The sequence below is a fragment of the Syntrophomonas curvata genome (genome assembly GCF_052976825.1).
In genome coordinates this window covers 2,255,992-2,273,634 of record NZ_CM129641.1, presented here as the reverse complement: position 1 = coordinate 2,273,634, position 17,643 = coordinate 2,255,992, and the positions used below count along the sequence as shown (strand labels likewise).

Annotated in this window: 16 protein-coding genes; all 16 read left to right on the top strand. The window is 48.9% G+C overall.

Annotated elements, in window-relative coordinates:
• The 16 genes from rnhB to ACU70B_RS10155 all read left to right on the top strand — a co-directional run bounded on the left by rnhB (position 1) and on the right by ACU70B_RS10155 (position 17,425).
• The gene (gene rnhB, locus ACU70B_RS10230) at positions 1–690 is read left to right on the top strand and encodes a ribonuclease HII (RefSeq protein WP_447183444.1); all 690 of its coding nucleotides are present in this window, start codon (positions 1–3) and stop codon (positions 688–690) included.
• Positions 650–2,557, top strand: coding sequence for a hypothetical protein (locus ACU70B_RS10225; protein ID WP_447183443.1), 1,908 nt, complete (start codon positions 650–652; stop codon positions 2,555–2,557). Before rnhB ends, ACU70B_RS10225 begins: the two co-directional genes overlap by 41 nt.
• Positions 2,558–2,568: 11 nt before the next feature.
• Positions 2,569–2,847, top strand: coding sequence for an EscU/YscU/HrcU family type III secretion system export apparatus switch protein (locus ACU70B_RS10220; protein WP_447183442.1), 279 nt, complete (start codon positions 2,569–2,571; stop codon positions 2,845–2,847).
• 13 nt (positions 2,848–2,860) lie between these two features.
• Entirely contained in the window at positions 2,861–3,211 is a 351-nt protein-coding gene (locus tag ACU70B_RS10215) for a YraN family protein (RefSeq protein WP_447183441.1), read from the top strand.
• A 19-nt stretch (positions 3,212–3,230) separates the two neighbouring features.
• A complete protein-coding gene (locus ACU70B_RS10210; protein ID WP_447183440.1) occupies positions 3,231–4,049 on the top strand; it encodes a bifunctional 5,10-methylenetetrahydrofolate dehydrogenase/5,10-methenyltetrahydrofolate cyclohydrolase in 819 nt (272 codons plus the stop codon).
• Positions 4,050–4,303: 254 nt separating this feature from the next.
• On the top strand, positions 4,304–4,960 hold the full coding sequence (locus ACU70B_RS10205; RefSeq protein ID WP_447183439.1) for a potassium channel family protein: 657 nt from the start codon (positions 4,304–4,306) through the stop codon (positions 4,958–4,960).
• A gap of 14 nt (positions 4,961–4,974) precedes the next feature.
• Positions 4,975–6,291: a TrkH family potassium uptake protein gene (locus tag ACU70B_RS10200; protein WP_447183438.1), complete on the top strand. Its 1,317-nt coding sequence runs from the start codon at positions 4,975–4,977 to the stop codon at positions 6,289–6,291.
• Positions 6,292–6,612: 321 nt separating this feature from the next.
• Positions 6,613–7,662 carry a FecCD family ABC transporter permease gene (locus ACU70B_RS10195; protein ID WP_447183437.1) on the top strand — a complete coding sequence of 350 codons (1,050 nt, stop codon included), beginning with the start codon at positions 6,613–6,615 and terminating at the stop codon, positions 7,660–7,662.
• On the top strand, positions 7,659–8,501 hold the full coding sequence (locus ACU70B_RS10190) for an ABC transporter ATP-binding protein (protein ID WP_447183436.1): 843 nt from the start codon (positions 7,659–7,661) through the stop codon (positions 8,499–8,501). Before ACU70B_RS10195 ends, ACU70B_RS10190 begins: the two co-directional genes overlap by 4 nt.
• Before the next feature lie 55 nt (positions 8,502–8,556).
• Positions 8,557–9,651 carry an ABC transporter substrate-binding protein gene (locus tag ACU70B_RS10185; protein ID WP_447183435.1) on the top strand — a complete coding sequence of 365 codons (1,095 nt, stop codon included), beginning with the start codon at positions 8,557–8,559 and terminating at the stop codon, positions 9,649–9,651.
• A gap of 98 nt (positions 9,652–9,749) precedes the next feature.
• On the top strand, positions 9,750–11,537 hold the full coding sequence (locus ACU70B_RS10180) for a radical SAM protein (RefSeq protein WP_447183434.1): 1,788 nt from the start codon (positions 9,750–9,752) through the stop codon (positions 11,535–11,537).
• Between the two features lie 21 nt (positions 11,538–11,558).
• Complete coding sequence (locus ACU70B_RS10175; RefSeq protein WP_447183433.1) at positions 11,559–12,179, top strand: class I SAM-dependent methyltransferase; 621 nt, start codon at positions 11,559–11,561, stop codon at positions 12,177–12,179.
• Positions 12,179–13,957: a radical SAM protein gene (locus ACU70B_RS10170; protein ID WP_447183432.1), complete on the top strand. Its 1,779-nt coding sequence runs from the start codon at positions 12,179–12,181 to the stop codon at positions 13,955–13,957. The genes ACU70B_RS10175 and ACU70B_RS10170 overlap by 1 nt, the downstream gene beginning before the upstream one ends.
• A 455-nt stretch (positions 13,958–14,412) precedes the next feature.
• Entirely contained in the window at positions 14,413–14,835 is a 423-nt protein-coding gene (locus ACU70B_RS10165; protein ID WP_447183431.1) for a Na-translocating system protein MpsC family protein, read from the top strand.
• Positions 14,836–15,009: 174 nt separating this feature from the next.
• Positions 15,010–16,068, top strand: a complete 1,059-nt coding sequence (locus ACU70B_RS10160) for an alcohol dehydrogenase (RefSeq protein WP_447183430.1) — start codon at positions 15,010–15,012, stop codon at positions 16,066–16,068.
• 265 nt (positions 16,069–16,333) lie between these two features.
• The gene (locus tag ACU70B_RS10155) at positions 16,334–17,425 is read left to right on the top strand and encodes an ABC transporter substrate-binding protein (RefSeq protein ID WP_447183429.1); all 1,092 of its coding nucleotides are present in this window, start codon (positions 16,334–16,336) and stop codon (positions 17,423–17,425) included.
• Positions 17,426–17,643: the final 218 nt, after the last annotated feature.

The following is a 17,643-nucleotide window of genomic DNA, read 5'->3' as shown; positions in this document are numbered from 1 at the left end:
ATGGACGATGCTTTACGCAAAGAGAGGCAAAGAATCAGAAGCCTGTATAAATATGAAGAGGAAGCGTGCCAACAGGGGTTTCAATACATAGCCGGCATTGATGAAGTGGGGCGGGGGCCGCTGGCCGGGCCGGTGGTGGTAGCAGCGGTAATTTTGCCCCGTAAAACCTTTATTGCCGGTGTTGATGATTCCAAAAAACTGAGTCCGGGTAAGAGATTAAGACTGGCAGCCCAAATTAAACAGGCTGCCGTATCCTGGGCAATTGCGGCGATAAATCCGCCTTACCTGGACGAAATCAATATCCTCAACGCTACCCGCGAAGCTATGTATACGGCTGTGGCCGAGCTGCGTCCGCGACCTGATTTTCTGCTCATTGATGCCCTTAAACTACCCGATATAGATATTAAACAGCAATCCCTTATCAAAGGTGATAGTTTAAGCTTTTCCATTGCCTGCGCTTCCATTCTGGCCAAAGTCGAACGGGATGCGGGCATGGAGGCTCTGGAGCTAATTTATCCCGGCTATGGATTCAGCAAGCACAAAGGATACGCAACCCGGGAACATATGCAGGCCTTGATGGCAAAAGGGCCCTGTAGCATACACCGGCGCAGCTTCGAGCCGGTAAAATCCTTGTTATCAGGAGGTGTCTATGGAAGGCAACCAGGTCTCTTTGACCAGGATGATGCTTAATATTGCCACCCCTTCCGACCAGGGCATTTCCTTTTCCCGGGGTGAGATTTTGCAGGGTACGGTTCAGGAAGTCAAAACTGACGGGCTGGTGGTAATGCTGCTTAAAGGCCGCTTAATCGAAGCGGCTACCGAAGTCATGGTCAAATCGGGTCAGCAGCTTTTTCTGATGGTAGACGACTTCAGGGACGGTAAAACCTATTTAAAAGTACTCAGCCCCGAACGGATGGAAAAGGTAGAGAGTGCCAGCTTATCAGCCAATCTGCAGACCATAGGTATTCCTGCCCGGGAAGATACGGTTGTTATGGCCCGTAAGCTGCTGCAGCATAATCTCCCGGTTACTCCCCATAACCTTAGTGAAATGGCAAAGGGCATTAATCTATTGGATGGGGCAAACCAGCGTAATCTGGAGGCGGTCGCTTTTGCCCTGTCCCGTAATCTGCCGGTGAATCGGCCGATATTAAATGCCCTGCTTCAGTTTACTGATCCGGAAAGCGACCTGGGCAAGCTGCTGCAAACCCTTACCCGGAGCCTGGATGAGCTTTTGCGCCCGGCCGCCGGCCAGCTTCCCCAGCAAGCTGATCGCTTATCTTCTGCTATAACCAGGTCTCCGGCAATGCAGACGGCTGGTAATAATGCTGCGGAAGACAGTGTTACCGGCCGCAGCCAGATCCAGCTGCCAGGGCTGCAGCATGGCGAGTCGACGGCGAACCGGTCGGCGTCAGTGGCAAATATTCCGGTTCAACCGGCAGCTGCAGAAACAGAGGGTATTGCCCGGCCGCCGGAACCATCTGCACCTAATCGGGAAATGCCGTCTGCCGGGGCATCCCAGCCCCGGGCAGGAGACGGACAGCAGCAGGCCAGGCCAGAAGCCCCAGCCGCTTTGGCGGTATCGGTACCTGGGGATACAGATGAGAATCCCTCAAACAGCGTGACCCGTCCGCCAGCCGAAAGGGCTGGCCAGGGTGCCGCTCCTGAGCGGCCTGTAAACCCGGGCATGCCTTCAACCTTGGCGGACGGAGAAGAAGGGGCAGCCGGCACTGTCAACCGGCCTGTTGCCGAGAAGGGCGACAGCCAACAAGCCGTGCCGGGGAGGACTTTCCCCGGACTGAATGCAGAAACGCCGGCCCCAGCCGGTGGAGATAGAAGTGCCGGCATATTGACGGGACTTAAAAATGAAGGTGAAGCAGTCAGAGCTGCGGAACTTCTTCGTCCCCTTTTGGACCTTTTGCAGATGCGGGCCGGCGATAAGCCTGCGGTTACGGCGGATAAAATTCAGAGCTTGTTTCAGTCCGAAAAGGAACTCATACGAGGTCTGCTGCTGCTGGAAGATATAATAAAAAGCGTGAACAACGGCTCAAAATCACCGCTGCTTACGGAACTGCTCACCAGAATAGAAGGCATGGAAAAGGAAATCAGCGGGCAGCGGATATTTAATTACCTTAGCCGTTTGCCGGATTCCAACTTCAACTATTACTACTTCTCCTTTCCGGTCAAGGTTAACAATGAATACCGTTTATGTCAGTTGCGGATTAATCGGGAAGCGGGTAAAAAGATAATTAAAGATCAGGATAATATTAAATTCATTGTATCCTTGGATACCGCCAACATGGGCATGGTGCTCTTCCACGTGAACTGGAGCCGCAATAAGGCGTTGACCCTGCAGGGAGTAGTTGAAGGGGAAAAGGTGATGAACTATCTAAACCGTAACATAGGGCAGCTTGTTACCGGCCTTGGGCAACTGGGCTACAGTGTAATTAACCTGGGAGTCAGAGTGGCCCAAAAGGATGAGCAAACCGACAAATTAAGACCCCAAATGGAAGAATTGCCGGTAAAGTTTCGCCCCTTTTCCATAGATGTAACGGTGTAGGGGGGAAAGTTATGACCAATGGTTACGAAAAGGACGAACTGCAAAAGGCGGTAGCCCTGCGCTATGACCCGGAAAAAGACCGCGCTCCGGCAGTGGTGGCCCAGGGCCGCGGCTACATCGCCGAGCGGATCAAAGAGGTGGCCCGGGATAGTGGAGTACCTTTAAAAGAAGACCGGGAACTGGTAGAATATCTCATGGCACTTGATTTGTATGAAGAAATCCCCCCGCAACTTTATGCAGTAATTGCAGAAATACTGGCATTCATATACTCCATGGATAGAAAGTATTGAACAGGGGTAGGTTATGAAACGGCAATTGGGATTGCGGGGAGAAAATACCGCGGCACGTTTTCTGCAGAGTAAGGGATATGACATTCTGGAGAGAAACTATCGTACCCGCTATGGGGAACTGGACATAATATGTGAGAAAGACAGAAAACTGGTTTTCGTAGAGGTGAAAACCAGGAGAAATACCGGATTCGGCTCTCCCGAGGAGGCGGTCACCAGGCAGAAGATACGCCGCCTGCGCAAGGCGGCTCTGATATACTTAAATAATCGGAAAGGTCCTTACCGGGAAATTCGATTCGACGTTATCGCCATACTTATTGATGCCAGCAACCAGGCAAGTATTAATCACATCGAACAGGCATTTTAAAAACGACACGGAGGGAAATATGTTAATTTACGGGAAAGAAATACGAGAAAAAATAAAGCAAGACGTAGCCCGGGCGGCCCAGCAGACCGATATGAGCATGGTCGTTGTACGCATAGGCGATGATAAAAGCTCATTGGCCTATGTGAACGGCATAAAGAAATTTGGGGATGAGACCGGGGTAAAAGTAGGGATAACCAATCTCTCGGCCGGTGTCAGCCAGGAGGAAGCAATTGGATATATTGAGGAATTAAACCGCGACCCCGGCGTCAACGGGATCATGCTGCAGACCCCGCTGCCGGCTCATCTGCAAGCCGGCGTGCTGGTCAACGCTGTCGACTGCCATAAAGATGTGGAAGGCATACATAATTTCAACCTGGGCAAGTTAATCAGCAAGCAGGCTGGGATCCAGCCCGCCACCCCCAGAGCAGTTATCAGTATGCTGAAACATTACAGCATAGATATAGAGGGGCGGAAAGTATGCATTGTAGGCCGAAGCGCTATTCTGGGCAGTCCCCTGGCCATGATGATGAGTTCTGAAAACGGCACCGTCACCCTCTGTCATTCCCGGACCCGGAACCTGGGGGATGAAACCCGCCGGGCCGATATCCTGGTGGCTGCAGTGGGAAAGGCCGGTTTTATTACCCCGGATATGGTAAGGGAAGAAAGCGTAATAATAGATGTCGGTATCAACTTTGATGAAAATGGCAGGATGGTAGGCGATGTCCATGAAGAGGCCAAGACCAAGGCGCGTATGGCCAGTGCCGTACCGGGTGGAGTCGGGCTCATAACGGTAGCCGAACTATTTAATAATTTAAGAATCATAAGTCAGAGCAGATAGCCCGGAGATTCCGGGTTTTTTTTTCATGCCTGTTTTCCATCCGTCTCCGCTTGCCGGGATTATTGATTTTAAACAAAAGGGTAAACTATTGTAATTAGTAAATCGCCTGCGTTTACCATATTATTAGAGGTGATGAAGCCGACAAGCGTGTATTTACGACGGTTTAAACCGGCGCAGGAAAATTAGTGCTGATTAATAATAAAAGTGCTATAATAGCGCAGGAAAAAATTATTGTATAAAGAAGGAAATCAACCGTGAAGAACAAACAGTTTGCTGTTATTGGTATCGGCCGGTTTGGTGAAAGCCTGATAAGAGAACTTAGTCATATGGGATATGAAGTGCTGGCCATCGACAGTGATGAAGAAAGGATAAACTATGCCATAGATATAGCCACCCATGCAGTTCAAGCCGATTCCATGGACGAAGCGACGCTTAAAAAGCTAGGGATTCGGAACTTCGATGTGGTAGTCGTGGCTATAGGCGAAAATGTTCAGGCCAATATACTTACCACCATTATCCTTAAAGAGCTGGGGGTAAAAAAGGTTATAGCCAAAGCGCAGAATGCTCTCCATGGCAGGGTGCTGGAAAAGATAGGAACTGATTTGGTTATTTATCCGGAAAGGGATATGGCTGTAAAACTGGCACGTTCTCTGGCTTCGCGCAATCTCCTGGAGCAGATCAGCCTGTCTCCCGAGTACGGGATTATTGAACTATTGGCTCCCCGGGTATTCAACAACAAAAGCCTGGTCGACATCGGGTTAAGAAAAAAGATGCGGGTAACCATACTGGCCATAAAAAGAGGCAATGACATAATTGTAGCTCCGGGGCCGGAAGAAAGGCTTTATGATGGAGATATACTGGTTGCCTTGGGAAGCAATGAAGACCTGCAGAAATTATCTGATTGGGAATAGGATAGCGTTTAAAAATGGAGCATAAAATAAGTCCCGCCCAATGGCTGGCTCTAAGTTTTTTTACCGTAATAATGGCGGGCAGTCTTTTGCTTTTTTTGCCCGGAGCATCTGCAAACGGCCACACCAGTTATATAGACTGTCTCTTTGTAGCGACTTCGGCAACCTGCGTGACCGGTCTGGTAACAGTAGATACGGCCACTAACTGGACCCTGGGAGGGCAGATTATTATCCTGCTGTTGATTCAGGTAGGAGGTCTGGGAGTAATGGCTTTTGCGGTGGTATTTGCCATGCTTTTGGGGCAGAAGATACAGTTGCGCCAGCGTCTGGTGATGCAGCAGGCCATGAATCTATCTGAAGTGGGCGGGGTAGTAAAGGTTTTCCGGTATCTGCTTGCTTTTACATTTGCGGTGGAAGCCTTGGGGGCGGTGTTGCTGATGCTGCTGTGGGGAGCAGAATTGGGCTGGGGGAAAGCCTTGTGGTACGGAGTGTTTCACTCGATATCGGCTTTTAATAACGCCGGCATCGATCTGATGGGAGGCTTTCGCAGTTTAACCGGCTATACAGCCAATATTGGCGTTAATCTGGTTATAAGCACTTTGATTATTATCGGAGGGCTGGGCTTTTATGTAAACTATGAACTTTACCATTATCGTCAGACCCGGGGACTGTCCCTGCATTCCCGGGTAGTATTGCTTATGACCGCCATACTCATAGTGGCTGCAACCCTGCTCCTGTTTATCGGCGAGTACAATCATGCGCTGAAGGGCTTGCCCCTGGGAACCAAAATACTGGCTGCCTATTTTCAAGGCGTGGTTCCCCGCACAGCAGGCTTTAACACTATCGACTTAAATAGCCTTTTTTTATCTTCCCAGTTAATAATCATAATATTAATGTTTATAGGCGCATCCCCCGGTTCAACCGGCGGGGGAATAAAGACCTCGACCTTTGCCATACTTCTGCTTGCCATCTACAGCCAGCTTCGAGGTAAAAGGGATATAGAATTATTTGAGCGCCGCCTGGAAAGCAATGATATTATGCAGGCTTTTACCTTATCAATTATGGCGGTCTTCACGGTAATTATAATGGTCATTTTGCTATCGCTTACCTATGAGGCGCAATTGCATAAAATAATATTTGAAGTTGTCTCCGCTTTCGGTACCGTAGGGCTTACCCTGGGACTCACCACTCAGTTAAGCCCGTTAGCTAAAATACTTATAATTATCACCATGTTTCTCGGCCGGGTGGGCCCGCTTACCTTGGGTTTTGCTCTGGCATATCGGCAGAAACAGCCTGAAATCCGCTATGCTAAAGGAAAGATAATGATAGGCTAATAAGGCCGCCCTCCACGAGGCTCTTGGGGTATGCCCCCGGGCAGGGAGGGAATAGGAAAAACAGATAAATCGGCATATAAATGAGGCCCATGACCGGGCCTCATTTTGTCGTTCCTTGACCCATTTAAGAATTTTATAAAGAAAAATTGATAATCAAGCAGGAATATCCGAAGCCCTATAGAAATAAATAAAAAGCAACGAAACCAAACTCAAACTAAAACAAAAATCTAAAAAACAAAATATCAGCCAACTTTACATAACTAAAAAACAGCCGTTTTACAACCTGCCTTCAAAATTGGCCTTTTATGAAAGGAGACTAGGGTGCAGACAGTTTTCAAGCCCAAAATCGCAGCAACAGTAAATAGAAAGGGCAATGCTTGGAGGATTGCGGCTCTTTTAATTGCGCTCATACTTATCTTTATTCTTTCCTTTGTTCTGGGGCGATACTCGGTACCTCCCGGTCAGCTCTTGGAGGTTTTAGCCGCCCGGGTATTGCCCCTGGAACAAAGGTGGGGCGATACGGTGGAAACAGTCATTTTTCAGGTGCGCTTGCCCCGCATCCTGGCCGCCATAATGATAGGAGCGGCACTATCTACTGCGGGAGCTGCCTACCAAGGGATGTTTAAAAATCCGCTGGTTTCTCCGGATATACTTGGGGCCTCAGCTGGAGCAGGCTTTGGAGCAGCTCTGGGTATATATTTTTCCTTTAGCATGGTTGGGATACAAATAATGGCGTTTATAGGCGGCTTGGCGGCAGTTGCATTGACCTACGGAATCAGCCTGAAGATTCGGCATGACCCCATGCTGGCTCTGGTACTATCCGGCATCATGATTGGCTCACTGTTTACGGCGGCTATTTCCTGCATCAAATATGTCGCTGACCCCTATGATAAGCTGCCGGCTATTACCTTCTGGTTAATGGGGAGTCTGGCTTCCATTGCTCCCCAGGACATATATATGGTGGCGGCGCCGATAATGGCGGGAATGATACTGCTTTTTCTACTACGCTGGCGGCTTAATGTTATGGCCATGGGGGAGGAGGAGGCTCAGGTACTTGGCCTCAATACCAGACGCTTAAAGGCAATAGTTATCCTTTGCTGTACCCTTATGACGGCGGCATCCGTCTCCATCAGCGGCCTTATTGGATGGGTGGGCCTGGTGATACCACACCTGGCCCGGATGATTGTAGGTCCTAATTACCGGGTATTGCTGCCGGCGTCTATTTTGCTGGGCGGCGGCTATCTGCTGTTAGTTGACGATTTGGCTCGCCTGCTGGCCAGCATGGAAATACCGCTGGGGATTCTGACTGCGCTTATAGGGGTACCTTTTTTTCTATATTTATTATTAAACAGCAAGTGGGGATGGAAATGAAACTGGAGCTTTTAAACCTGAGTTGCGGATACGGGCAGCGAAATGTGATTGACAGCATTTCCCTCAGAATAAACGAGGGGGAAGTAATCGGTCTCCTGGGAGCTAACGGTTGCGGTAAAACAACCCTTATTAAAACCATTCTGGGATTGTTGCCGACCCACGGAGGGGAGGTGCTGCTGGACGGTAAAAACATCAAGCACTGGACTTCTGCCCAGATTGCCCGGGTAATCGGCTATATTCCGCAGATGCATACCCCGCCCTTTCCCTTTCAGGTGCTGGATGTGGTTCTGATGGGGCGGACCGCCCATATCAAGCCCTTCGCTTCACCTTCCCCCAAAGATGTGAAAATCGCCGAACGGTCTTTGGAAATGCTTAATATCTCATACCTGCGGGATCGGATTTATACCGAGATAAGCGGAGGGGAGAGGCAGCTGGTCCTGATTGCCCGGGCGCTGGCTCAGGAACCGAAAATCCTTATTATGGACGAGCCTACCTCCAGTCTCGATTTTGGCAATCAAATCAAGGTCTTAAGCCACATCAAACAACTGGCGGGACTTAACCTGGCCGTCTTGATGTCGTGCCATTTTCCTGAACATGCCTTCCTCTATTCTACCCGGGTGGTGCTTTTAAACGAGGGAAGGATTTTGCACAGTGGAACCCCGGCCGAAGCTATAACGGCTGAAAGGCTCAAAATTCTCTATGGTGTGGAGGTGGAAATTTTATCGGTCAGGAACCGGTTTAATAAGGAGTTAAAAGTCTGTATCCCTTCCGGCTATCAAATACCGGAGCGGGAATCGGCCCCAACAAAAAAATCAGACCCAATCTATGCCCTGGCATAGGGCTGGAAGAGTTTTCATACCTGTAAAAACTGGCAAAACGATAGGAGGTTATATCTTGCTGAAAGGAAGAAAATTAGTAATCCTGCTGACCATACTGGCTCTGGTTATGAGTTGCTGCTTGGCTGGCTGCGGGCAGGAAAAGGCAAAGGGAACAGGCAAAACAGCAGAACCTGAAACCCGTACTATTACGGATATGGCGGGAAGAGAGCTTACAGTACCGGCTAAGATTGACAAGGTCTTCTGCGTCAGTCCGGTCGGCACCATTTTAGTTTATACTTTAGACCCCGACTTGCTGATTGGCTGGAACTATGAACTGCGTCCGGGAGAGAAAGAATATATACTTCCCGAGTATCATAACCTTCCCAATCTGGGGGGCTGGTATGCTAAAGCTACCTGTAATACCGAGGAACTATTAAGGATCAACCCTGATGTAATTCTGTCCGTAGGCTATCTGGATACCGAGCAGGCAGATAAAATTCAGCAACAAACCGGCTTGCCCGTGGTAATGATTAATGGCGATGATTTGATGCAGTTGGATAAAGCGTATGAATTTGCAGGCAAGCTGCTGAATATGGAAAAGCGGGCCAACGAACTGGGGGCTTACTGCCGCGAAACGGCTAAGGATATCCAAACCAAAGCCAAAACTATTTCAGAAGATCAGCGTATCAGAGTATATTATGCCGAGGGAGCCGGCGGTTTGGAGACTGACCCGAAGGGATCGCGCCATACCGAGACCCTGGATATCGTGGGCGGCGTAAATGTGGCTGAGGTAGCTATGAAAGGCGGCATGGGCATGACTCCGGTTTCGCTGGAACAGGTGCTGGCCTGGAATCCTGATGTTATTCTGAGCTGGAACGATACTCAGGGTGGATATTACAGCAAGCTGCTGACTGATTCCAAATGGCAAAGCATTGCTGCGGTAAGGAATAAAAAGGTCTATGCTGTTCCTAGCGGTCCGTTCAACTGGTTTGACCGTCCCCCTTCGGTAAACCGGATAATAGGCTTGAAATGGCTGGGGAACCTGCTTTACCCCGATGTCTATAAATATGATATGGCAAAAGAGACCCGGGAGTTCTATAAAAAGTTCTATCATTATGATTTGTCTGATAATGAATTAAAGTCCTTGCTAAAGAATTCCGGCGACTTGTAAAGCAATTCCCATCAATCGGTGCAGGTACAGGGGGCAAGGGGGCAAGCTGACACCCTTGCCCCTGATATAATTTGCGAGATTATTAAGGAGGCCAAACGGTGCAATGTAATATCTGTGAAAAAAGATGCAACCTTAATGAAGGCAGAATTGGCGCTTGTAAGCATTACACCAGTCATGGTGGCCAGATTCAGGAGCTCTATTCCAATCGTTTTTTACAGGTCGGAGCTATTCTGATTGAGACCATGCCGATGCTGCACTTCTTCCCGGGAAACCGTTTTCTTCAAATTACTACCACCGGCTGTAATTTTAACTGCAGCGGCTGTATTTCTTCAGTGATTGTGCAACAGATGGATCCCGCCAGTTCGGCTCTGCGCAATGCGACCCCGGCAGAGTTGGTAAACCAGGCGCTGGAAGAGGATTGCCTGGGCATCGCCTTTGTCTTGAACGACCCTATAGTATCGTTCAAGACATTCCTCGATGTCGCCCGCGAGGCTAAAAAGCAGGGATTGCTGGTAGGCTGTTCAACCAATGCTTATTTTACCGAAGATGCTCTGGAACAACTTCTGCCCTATCTGGACTTTATCAATGTGGGCCTTAAAGGGATGAGTGATCAGGCTTATCAAGCCTGTGGCGCGTCGTCAATAGCGCCGGTTCTAAGAAATATCGAAAGGCTTTACAGCCATGGGGTGCACCTGGAAGTATCCTGCATGTACCGGAGGGACAACCGGGAAGAGGTAATGGCTCTGGCAGCATATTTGGCCGGGATTTCTCCCCGCATACCCCTGCAATTAATGCGGTTCATCCCCTTCGCTGCTGCCGATATCAGTCTGGAACCGTCAATCCAGGAAGCGGAAAAGCTGTGTGTCGAATTAAAAAAATCAATGGATTACGTATATCTGTTTAACTCGGCCGGAAGCGATTATATCAATACTTTTTGCCCGGTTTGCGGAGAACTGATTGCTGACCGTGATTTCTATGGCCCCATGGGTGCAAGAAACCGTGGGCCTGATATGAGTATAATAACGGAAAACGGAAAGACCTGCCCTGGTTGCGGGCATGAAATCTACTATACCGGTCAGGCAGCGCCGTCAGAAGAGGAACAGGATACCGGTTTCACCGGGGGATATCCCTTTACCCGGTCCCTGGAAATGATAGAGGCCATACTTGTCAGTATTGGCCTGAAGGATAAGGAAAAGCTGGTTCAAACCTGGGAAGAAGTGCTGCAAAACAACGGTTTCCAACAATTGTACCGATTTTACCAGAACCTTGATTCCTATATAGAAACTATACGTGAGTTTGGCAGCGCGGTTGGCGAAGAAGAAAAAGCAGGGGAACTTGCTGCCTATATGAAGCAAAAGGTACAAAGCATCCGGCAGGGATGGCAAGACATGACGGAATTCCCGCGGGTCTACTATTGCATGGGTAAACCGCTATTCTGCATCAAGGGTGAGCGTCTGGAAAATCAGTTGGTGGAAGCGGCGGGCGGCATTTCTGTTAACCGGGAACTGGTTAACCAGGGGCGGCCCGGGCAGCGGGTAGAGGTGGAAAGGATTGTTGCCTTGAACCCGGAGTATATTTTCACCTCAACTTTTACCGCCTGTTCTCCGGAGGCGTTTTATCAGGATTGCCTGGAGCTGGGACTGGATGTTGATGCCGTAAGAAACAAGAGGATTTACGCCCATCCTGCCCCCGGGTGGGATTTCGGCAGTCCCCGCTGGATTCTGGGGTTAATGAACATTGCCAATATCCTTCACCCGGATATTTTTAACTTTGACCTGGAGAAGGAGGCCCAAAACTTTTATCAGCGATTTTATGGCATTGATTTTTCGGCCGCCGAAATCAACCGCTCTTTTAGCAGACCGCAGCGCAACTGGAAATGGTTATAAGCCGAAAAGGAGGAAGTGAACATGGAAATTAACGCTGTTGAATTCGATAAGATTGCCCGGGAAGTTTTCGCCCCGATATATCCGGTAATAGCAGAACAAATAATTGCCCGGACCGGGATAAAAAGCGGCTGCTGCCTGGACATCGGATGCGGAGGCGGGTACCTGGGACTGGCTCTGGCGCGAATCACCGAATTGGAAATGATACTGTTTGATGAATCTCCTGAAATGCTGGATCTGGCTAGGGGTTATATCCATGACAGCGGTTTGGAGGCCAGGGTTAAAACCCTGCAGGGGGATGTGCATGCCATACCTCTGGCGGATGGAAGTGTTAACCTGACGATTAGCCGGGGTTCCCTGTTTTTTTGGGAAGATCAGGCCCGGGCCTTTCGAGAAATCTATAGGGTACTGGCTCCCGGGGGAATGACCTGTATCGGCGGGGGGTTTGGCAATAAAGAATTGCTGAAGCAAGTGGAAAAAGAAATGCTGTTACGGGACCCGGATTGGAATAACCTGCGCCAGCAGCGGGTGGGCAAGAGCAAAGCGGCTGATTATAAAGCCAAACTGGAGCAGGCCGGAATAAACGATTTTGAAATAAATCAGGATGAAACCGGTTTATGGATAATGATAAGGAGGTCGGCCTGATGCGGTGCTGGATTTGCGAACGGGGATGTTATATTCCCGAGGGAAGAACGGGAGCCTGTGGCATGTACCGGAATTCAGGCGGCGATATAGTAGAAATATATCCGCATCGCTATCTGGTTTCTTGTCCTATTTCCGTAGAAACCATGCCGGTGCTGCACTTTTATCCCGGGGGCAAATTCCTGCAGATTACCACAGCCGGATGCAACTTTAGCTGCCCGGGGTGTATTTCCACCGTAATTGTTGGGGAAATGAAGCCTGCCAGCAACGCCCTGCAACCGCTTTCTCCGAAACAGGTGATTGACCTGGCTCGGGAAAACCGTTGCCTGGGGATAGCTTTTCTTATGAATGACCCGCTGGCTTCTTTTCTTACTTTCCTGGACTTGGCCCGGGAGGCAAAAAAGGCGGGACTACTGGTGGGATGCTCGTCTAATGCGTATTTTACCGAGTCTTCCCTGCAAGAGATTATTCCTTACCTGGATTTTATTAATATCGGCATCAAGGGACTTGCCGACGAGTCATACAAAAACTGCGGAGGGAGCACAGTGCGGCCGGTGCTGCGCAACCTGGAAAGGCTTTACCGGCAAGGGGTGCATGTGGAAGTGTCATGTATAGCTGAAGGGAACAAGCAAGGGGAGATTACAGCTCTTGCTAATGTTATAGCCGGCATATCCCCTGATATTCCCCTGCAGGTTATGCGCTTTCTGCCTATGGAGGTAGCCGCTTTGGACAAAGAAATGTCCATTCGGGAAGCGGAAGAACTGGTTGCCGCGCTAAGAAATTATTTAAACTATGTTTATCTGTTTAATTCACCCGGGACCCGATACCTCAACACCTTTTGCCCGCAATGCGGCCGGCTGCTTTACCGTCGTGACTTCTACGGCCCCATGGGGGCTAAATTAAAAGCTGCTGGGACCGGAGAAAAGGGGGATGAGTGCCCCCAATGCGGTGGCAGCATTGCCTTGAAGGGGCGGGCGGCAGTTGAGCTGTACCAGGAGGGAAGCTTTCAGGGCGGATATCCCTTAACCCGGGCGATGGAAATGATGGAGGCTGTATTGCTGGCTATAGGTGTAAGGGAAAAGAAAACCGTAGTCGAGCTCTGGGAAGACGTGCTCCTGAACGACGGCCTGGACAAGTTGCACCATGACCTGCAGAACCCGGATAAGTACCTGGGCTTGATCAGGAGTTACGGCGTCAGAGTTGGCCGGTTGGAAAAAGCGGAAGAACTGGCCTCATATATAGAAGAGAAGATTAGAATAATCAGAAATGGCTACGGCCGCATACAGGAAAAACCAAGGGTATACTATAGTATGGGCAAACCTCTGTTCGCGATTAAAGGCGAACGTTTTGAGAACCAGATGGTAGAACTGGCCGGCGGAATTAGCGTCAACCAGGAGACTGAGTTAAAAGGTCGTCCGGGTATGACTTTAACTCCGGTAGAATTGGAGAAGCTGAATCCGGATGTAATATTCATATCTGCTTTTCTTTCTGTTTCCCGAGAGGATTTCTTGGATGAATGCCGCCGGCAGAAGCTAGGCATCAGAGCAGTACAGGAAGAGAAAGTGTATAATTACCCGTCTCCAGGCTGGGATTTCGGCAGCCCTCGCTGGGTACTGGGGCTTATGTACATGGCCAACATGCTGCACCCCGAGATATATCATTTTGATTTGCGGGCCGAGAGTTTGCTCTTTTATCGCCGTTTTTATAATATGACCTTCGATATTGCCATGGTCAACCGGTCATTCAGCAAGCCCAGTAACAGCTGGCAGTGGCAGGCTTAAAAGGTCAAGCCGCTGGTTAAAGGCGAAGTTTTTGTTGATAGGGCAGGCAAAAGAAGCAAAATATATTAAAAGATGGATAAAAATAAAGACTGTTTCAATATAAGCCAGCTGACGGGACATATTGGACAATAATAAGCTCAGAAAGCGCTTGCCATTAAAAGTGTACTTAATTTATACTCTAAATAGAGAAGTGTAATATTTATTAAAACGCTCCTTACTTATCGTAACCTAGTCTGATTCTATAGGCGTTAGAGGTTGCACCGGCCTTATTAATGTCTGCAGTTTCGGACTGAAAATAACTTAATTTATGGTAGTTTAAGGAGAAACCTGAGGTGGCTCCGAAAAGACCAATATTTATGAAACTATTGCTTTAAAATGCGTAGTTAATGTAAATATTGGCTTTGTTTTTTATTAGGGTTGGATTGGGAATTTTAAAAAATGGCAGGGGAATAGTGATGGCGCCTTGTATAAATATTACCGAAATTATTGATAAGGAGGAGGGTATCAGGCATAAGCTAAATGAGCAGGAGCGCAAAAAATTACAGCATGAATTTAAAGTCCATATGGAAAAATATTTTAAGCAAAAATTGGGTAAGGGTGTTGACTATACCAAGATAATTATCTGGGACGATATGCTGGTAATCAGGGGAGAAGGGTTTCTCACAATGCCTGAGAAATTCATTAATGAAACTCCGTCAGGAAGAGAGGTGGTACGAGCAGCACGAATGCAGGTGGTCAAGCAGCATTCGCTGCTGGATAACATCCCATATTTCGAAGAAAGATTGAAGGCCAGGGCTATACATGAAGCCTATGAACTAGAACCGGAAAATGATTTTTGGATGCATGCGATAGTGTTTGATCGGGTATTATGCGAGTAAAAAGCAAAACGCAACTTTAGGTGGTTTGCGGAGAAACCTGATACAGGTGGCTCCAGGTGAAGACCTATGTTTTTATGAAGTGCTTTTAAAAGATTGACAGCTTCGTAAATAATATGGGCCTTTTTTTGTGGGTAGAATTTATAGAGGAAAGTAAAATTACAGGAGGTAATTATAATGGCTGATACCATGAAAGCTTTGGTTTATCGCGGCCCTGAGAAAATAGCCCTGGAAGATGTTCCGGTACCCAAGATTATTGAGCCCGATGATGCTATAGTACGGGTCACTACATCAACTATCTGCGGAACTGATATTCATATCTGGCATGGCGGCATGCCCGAAGTAGAGCCGGGAAGAATTATCGGTCATGAATTCGTCGGAGAAGTCGTGGAGGTAGGCCCCGCAGTTCGGAATAACAAAGTGGGGGACAAGGTTGCCGTTTCCTGTGTGACCCAGTGCGGCGAATGCTTCTATTGCGTACGGGGCGTCTATTCTCACTGCACCACCGGCAGCTGGATTTTCGGATACATGATCGACGGTTGCCAGGCCGAATACGTTCGGGTACCCCATGCCAACCTGGGCATGTTCACCATACCGGAAGGGCTGACGGAAGAAGATGTGCTTTTCGTCGGCGACATACTTTCCACCGGCTATTTCGGCGCCGAACAAGGCCGCATTGAGCCTGGCGACACAGTGGCCGTGATGGGCGGCGGCCCGGTGGGCATGTGTGCCATGACTACCGCCAGGCTATGGGGACCCGCTGAGATTATTGCGGTTGACATCAATCAGGATCGTCTGGATTTCGCGGTCAAGAACGGTATTGCCGACGTGGGCGTTAACCCTAATAAGGTAGCCAGTGTCGGAGATGCGATCAGAGAGAGGACTCAAGGCCGCGGCGCCGATGTCACCATTGAAGCCAACGGTTTCAAGCCAACCTTTGATATGGCTATAGACAGCGTCAGGCCAGGCGGCACCGTTTCCCTGATCGGCGTATTTGAAAAGCCCCAGGAACTTGCCATGAACACCTTATGGATTAAGAACATCAGAATCAGCATGGGGCTGGTGAACGCCAACCGTATTCCCGAGCTGATCAAGCTCATTGAAAAGGGCAAGATCAGCACCAACTTCCTGTGCACCCACCGTGCTCCTTTAAATGATATCCTTAAAGGTTATGATGTTTTCGGCGGCAAAAAAGACAATTGCCTGAAATGGATAGTAACTCCCTATGAAAAATAGAATACGCTAAGATTTCCTTAGGCATTCTCTCGTTCATTTGCCCTAGGATTCATGTTCAAAGAAGGCCGGAAGCACCCTCTGATTATGGGGGTGCTTCCGGCCTTGGTATGCCTGCGCCTGCCGGATTGAGTGGAAAAAACATTTTAATCTTATATAATGTTAGTATCAGGGTGATTGCCTGCCCGCTGGATTCCTCCATCTTGTCAAGCCAAGCGGCTCCATTAAGTATGCCGAAGAAATAATCAATAATTAGGAGGGGAAAACAGTGACTGACAGAAAATATCTCCGGCTGATGTTAATATTATTGATAATCCTGCTGGCGGTTATGGGATTACGTTACTGGCGGGCCAACCAGGACGGTGGGGGGAAAACTATTACCGTCACCGACTGCTTGGATCGCCGGGTGCAAGTCCCGGCTAAAGTTGAACGGGTGGCCTGTTTATATGCTTTTGCGGGGTATGCGACCGCTATGCTGGGCCAGGGTGACAAAATTGTTGCCGTACCTGATGATCTGAAGCAAGATGTATTGCTGAATGAAATCTATCCGGACATAAGCCGGGCGCTGGTACCCGTTGCAGAAGGCTCTATAGATATTGAAGAGTTACTTAAAGCCGACCCGGATGTGGTATTGGTTAAAAACAGTACCGCAGCCGATCCGGCCGAAGCGAAAAAACTGGAAAAATCCAATATTCCTTACCTGGCGGTGGACTACTCCGGTATAGAGGAACAGCAGCATGCTGTTACGGTTATCGCTCAGGCTCTGGGGGCAGCAGAGCGGGGGAAGCTATATAACGATTACTATCAGAATTGTATTTATAAGGTCCGGAAAGTGGCGGCAACTATTCCTGAAGCAGAGCGGGTGCGGGTCTACCGCGCAACGGACGAAGCCACTGATACGGATGGGCCGGACACTTTGGCAGCTGATTGGACCCAGACAGCTGGAGCCATAAATGTATCGGTGGATCAGCCTTTGCGGCATTTTGGAGGCAAGAATTCTGCCAGCCTGGAACAGATACTGCAGTGGGACCCGGATGTGATCCTGGTAAATGAACCTGAGACAGCAAAATATATCAGCGGCAGTTTCCGGTGGTCCCCCTTAAAGGCGGTAAAAGAAAGCAGGGTTTATCAGATGCCCGGCGGCATATCCCGCTGGGGTAATGCCGAGGGGGTGGAAACACCGCTGGCCGTAATGTGGACTGCGCATCTGCTTTATCCCGAACGCTTTCCGGATATAAATATCAAGCAGGAAGCCCAGGATTTTTATCAAAAAATCTTTAATTATCAAGTGTCCGGGGACATGCTGGACATCATATTGAACGGCGAGGGCATGTGCGGACAGAACGAACAACCCGGTTGACGTTACGCTCCACCGCAGGGCGGGAAGTAATGAGAGTAATTGGTAAGGATTATCATGAATCGGAGGCGGTCAACGTGCAGATACCGGTTGTCCGTCGAGGATACGGATGATTCAGAAAGCAGAGGGTCAGGAGAACCAGCTGTTGTAAATCTCCTGAACTTCATAACCGTATTAAAACGATATAAAATTTCTTTATTAAACCCATCGTAAAAACATAT

What these genes read in the sequence shown, in the direction of transcription:
- rnhB (WP_447183444.1), top strand. Translation starts at nt 1, where the DNA reads ATGGACGATGCTTTACGCAAAGAGAGGCAAAGAATCAGAAGCCTGTAT.
- ACU70B_RS10225 (WP_447183443.1), top strand. Translation starts at nt 650, where the DNA reads ATGGAAGGCAACCAGGTCTCTTTGACCAGGATGATGCTTAATATTGCC.
- ACU70B_RS10220 (WP_447183442.1), top strand. Translation starts at nt 2,569, where the DNA reads ATGACCAATGGTTACGAAAAGGACGAACTGCAAAAGGCGGTAGCCCTG.
- ACU70B_RS10215 (WP_447183441.1), top strand. Translation starts at nt 2,861, where the DNA reads ATGAAACGGCAATTGGGATTGCGGGGAGAAAATACCGCGGCACGTTTT.
- ACU70B_RS10210 (WP_447183440.1), top strand. Translation starts at nt 3,231, where the DNA reads ATGTTAATTTACGGGAAAGAAATACGAGAAAAAATAAAGCAAGACGTA.
- ACU70B_RS10200 (WP_447183438.1), top strand. Translation starts at nt 4,975, where the DNA reads ATGGAGCATAAAATAAGTCCCGCCCAATGGCTGGCTCTAAGTTTTTTT.
- ACU70B_RS10190 (WP_447183436.1), top strand. Translation starts at nt 7,659, where the DNA reads ATGAAACTGGAGCTTTTAAACCTGAGTTGCGGATACGGGCAGCGAAAT.
- ACU70B_RS10175 (WP_447183433.1), top strand. Translation starts at nt 11,559, where the DNA reads ATGGAAATTAACGCTGTTGAATTCGATAAGATTGCCCGGGAAGTTTTC.
- ACU70B_RS10170 (WP_447183432.1), top strand. Translation starts at nt 12,179, where the DNA reads ATGCGGTGCTGGATTTGCGAACGGGGATGTTATATTCCCGAGGGAAGA.
- ACU70B_RS10165 (WP_447183431.1), top strand. Translation starts at nt 14,413, where the DNA reads ATGGCGCCTTGTATAAATATTACCGAAATTATTGATAAGGAGGAGGGT.
- ACU70B_RS10160 (WP_447183430.1), top strand. Translation starts at nt 15,010, where the DNA reads ATGGCTGATACCATGAAAGCTTTGGTTTATCGCGGCCCTGAGAAAATA.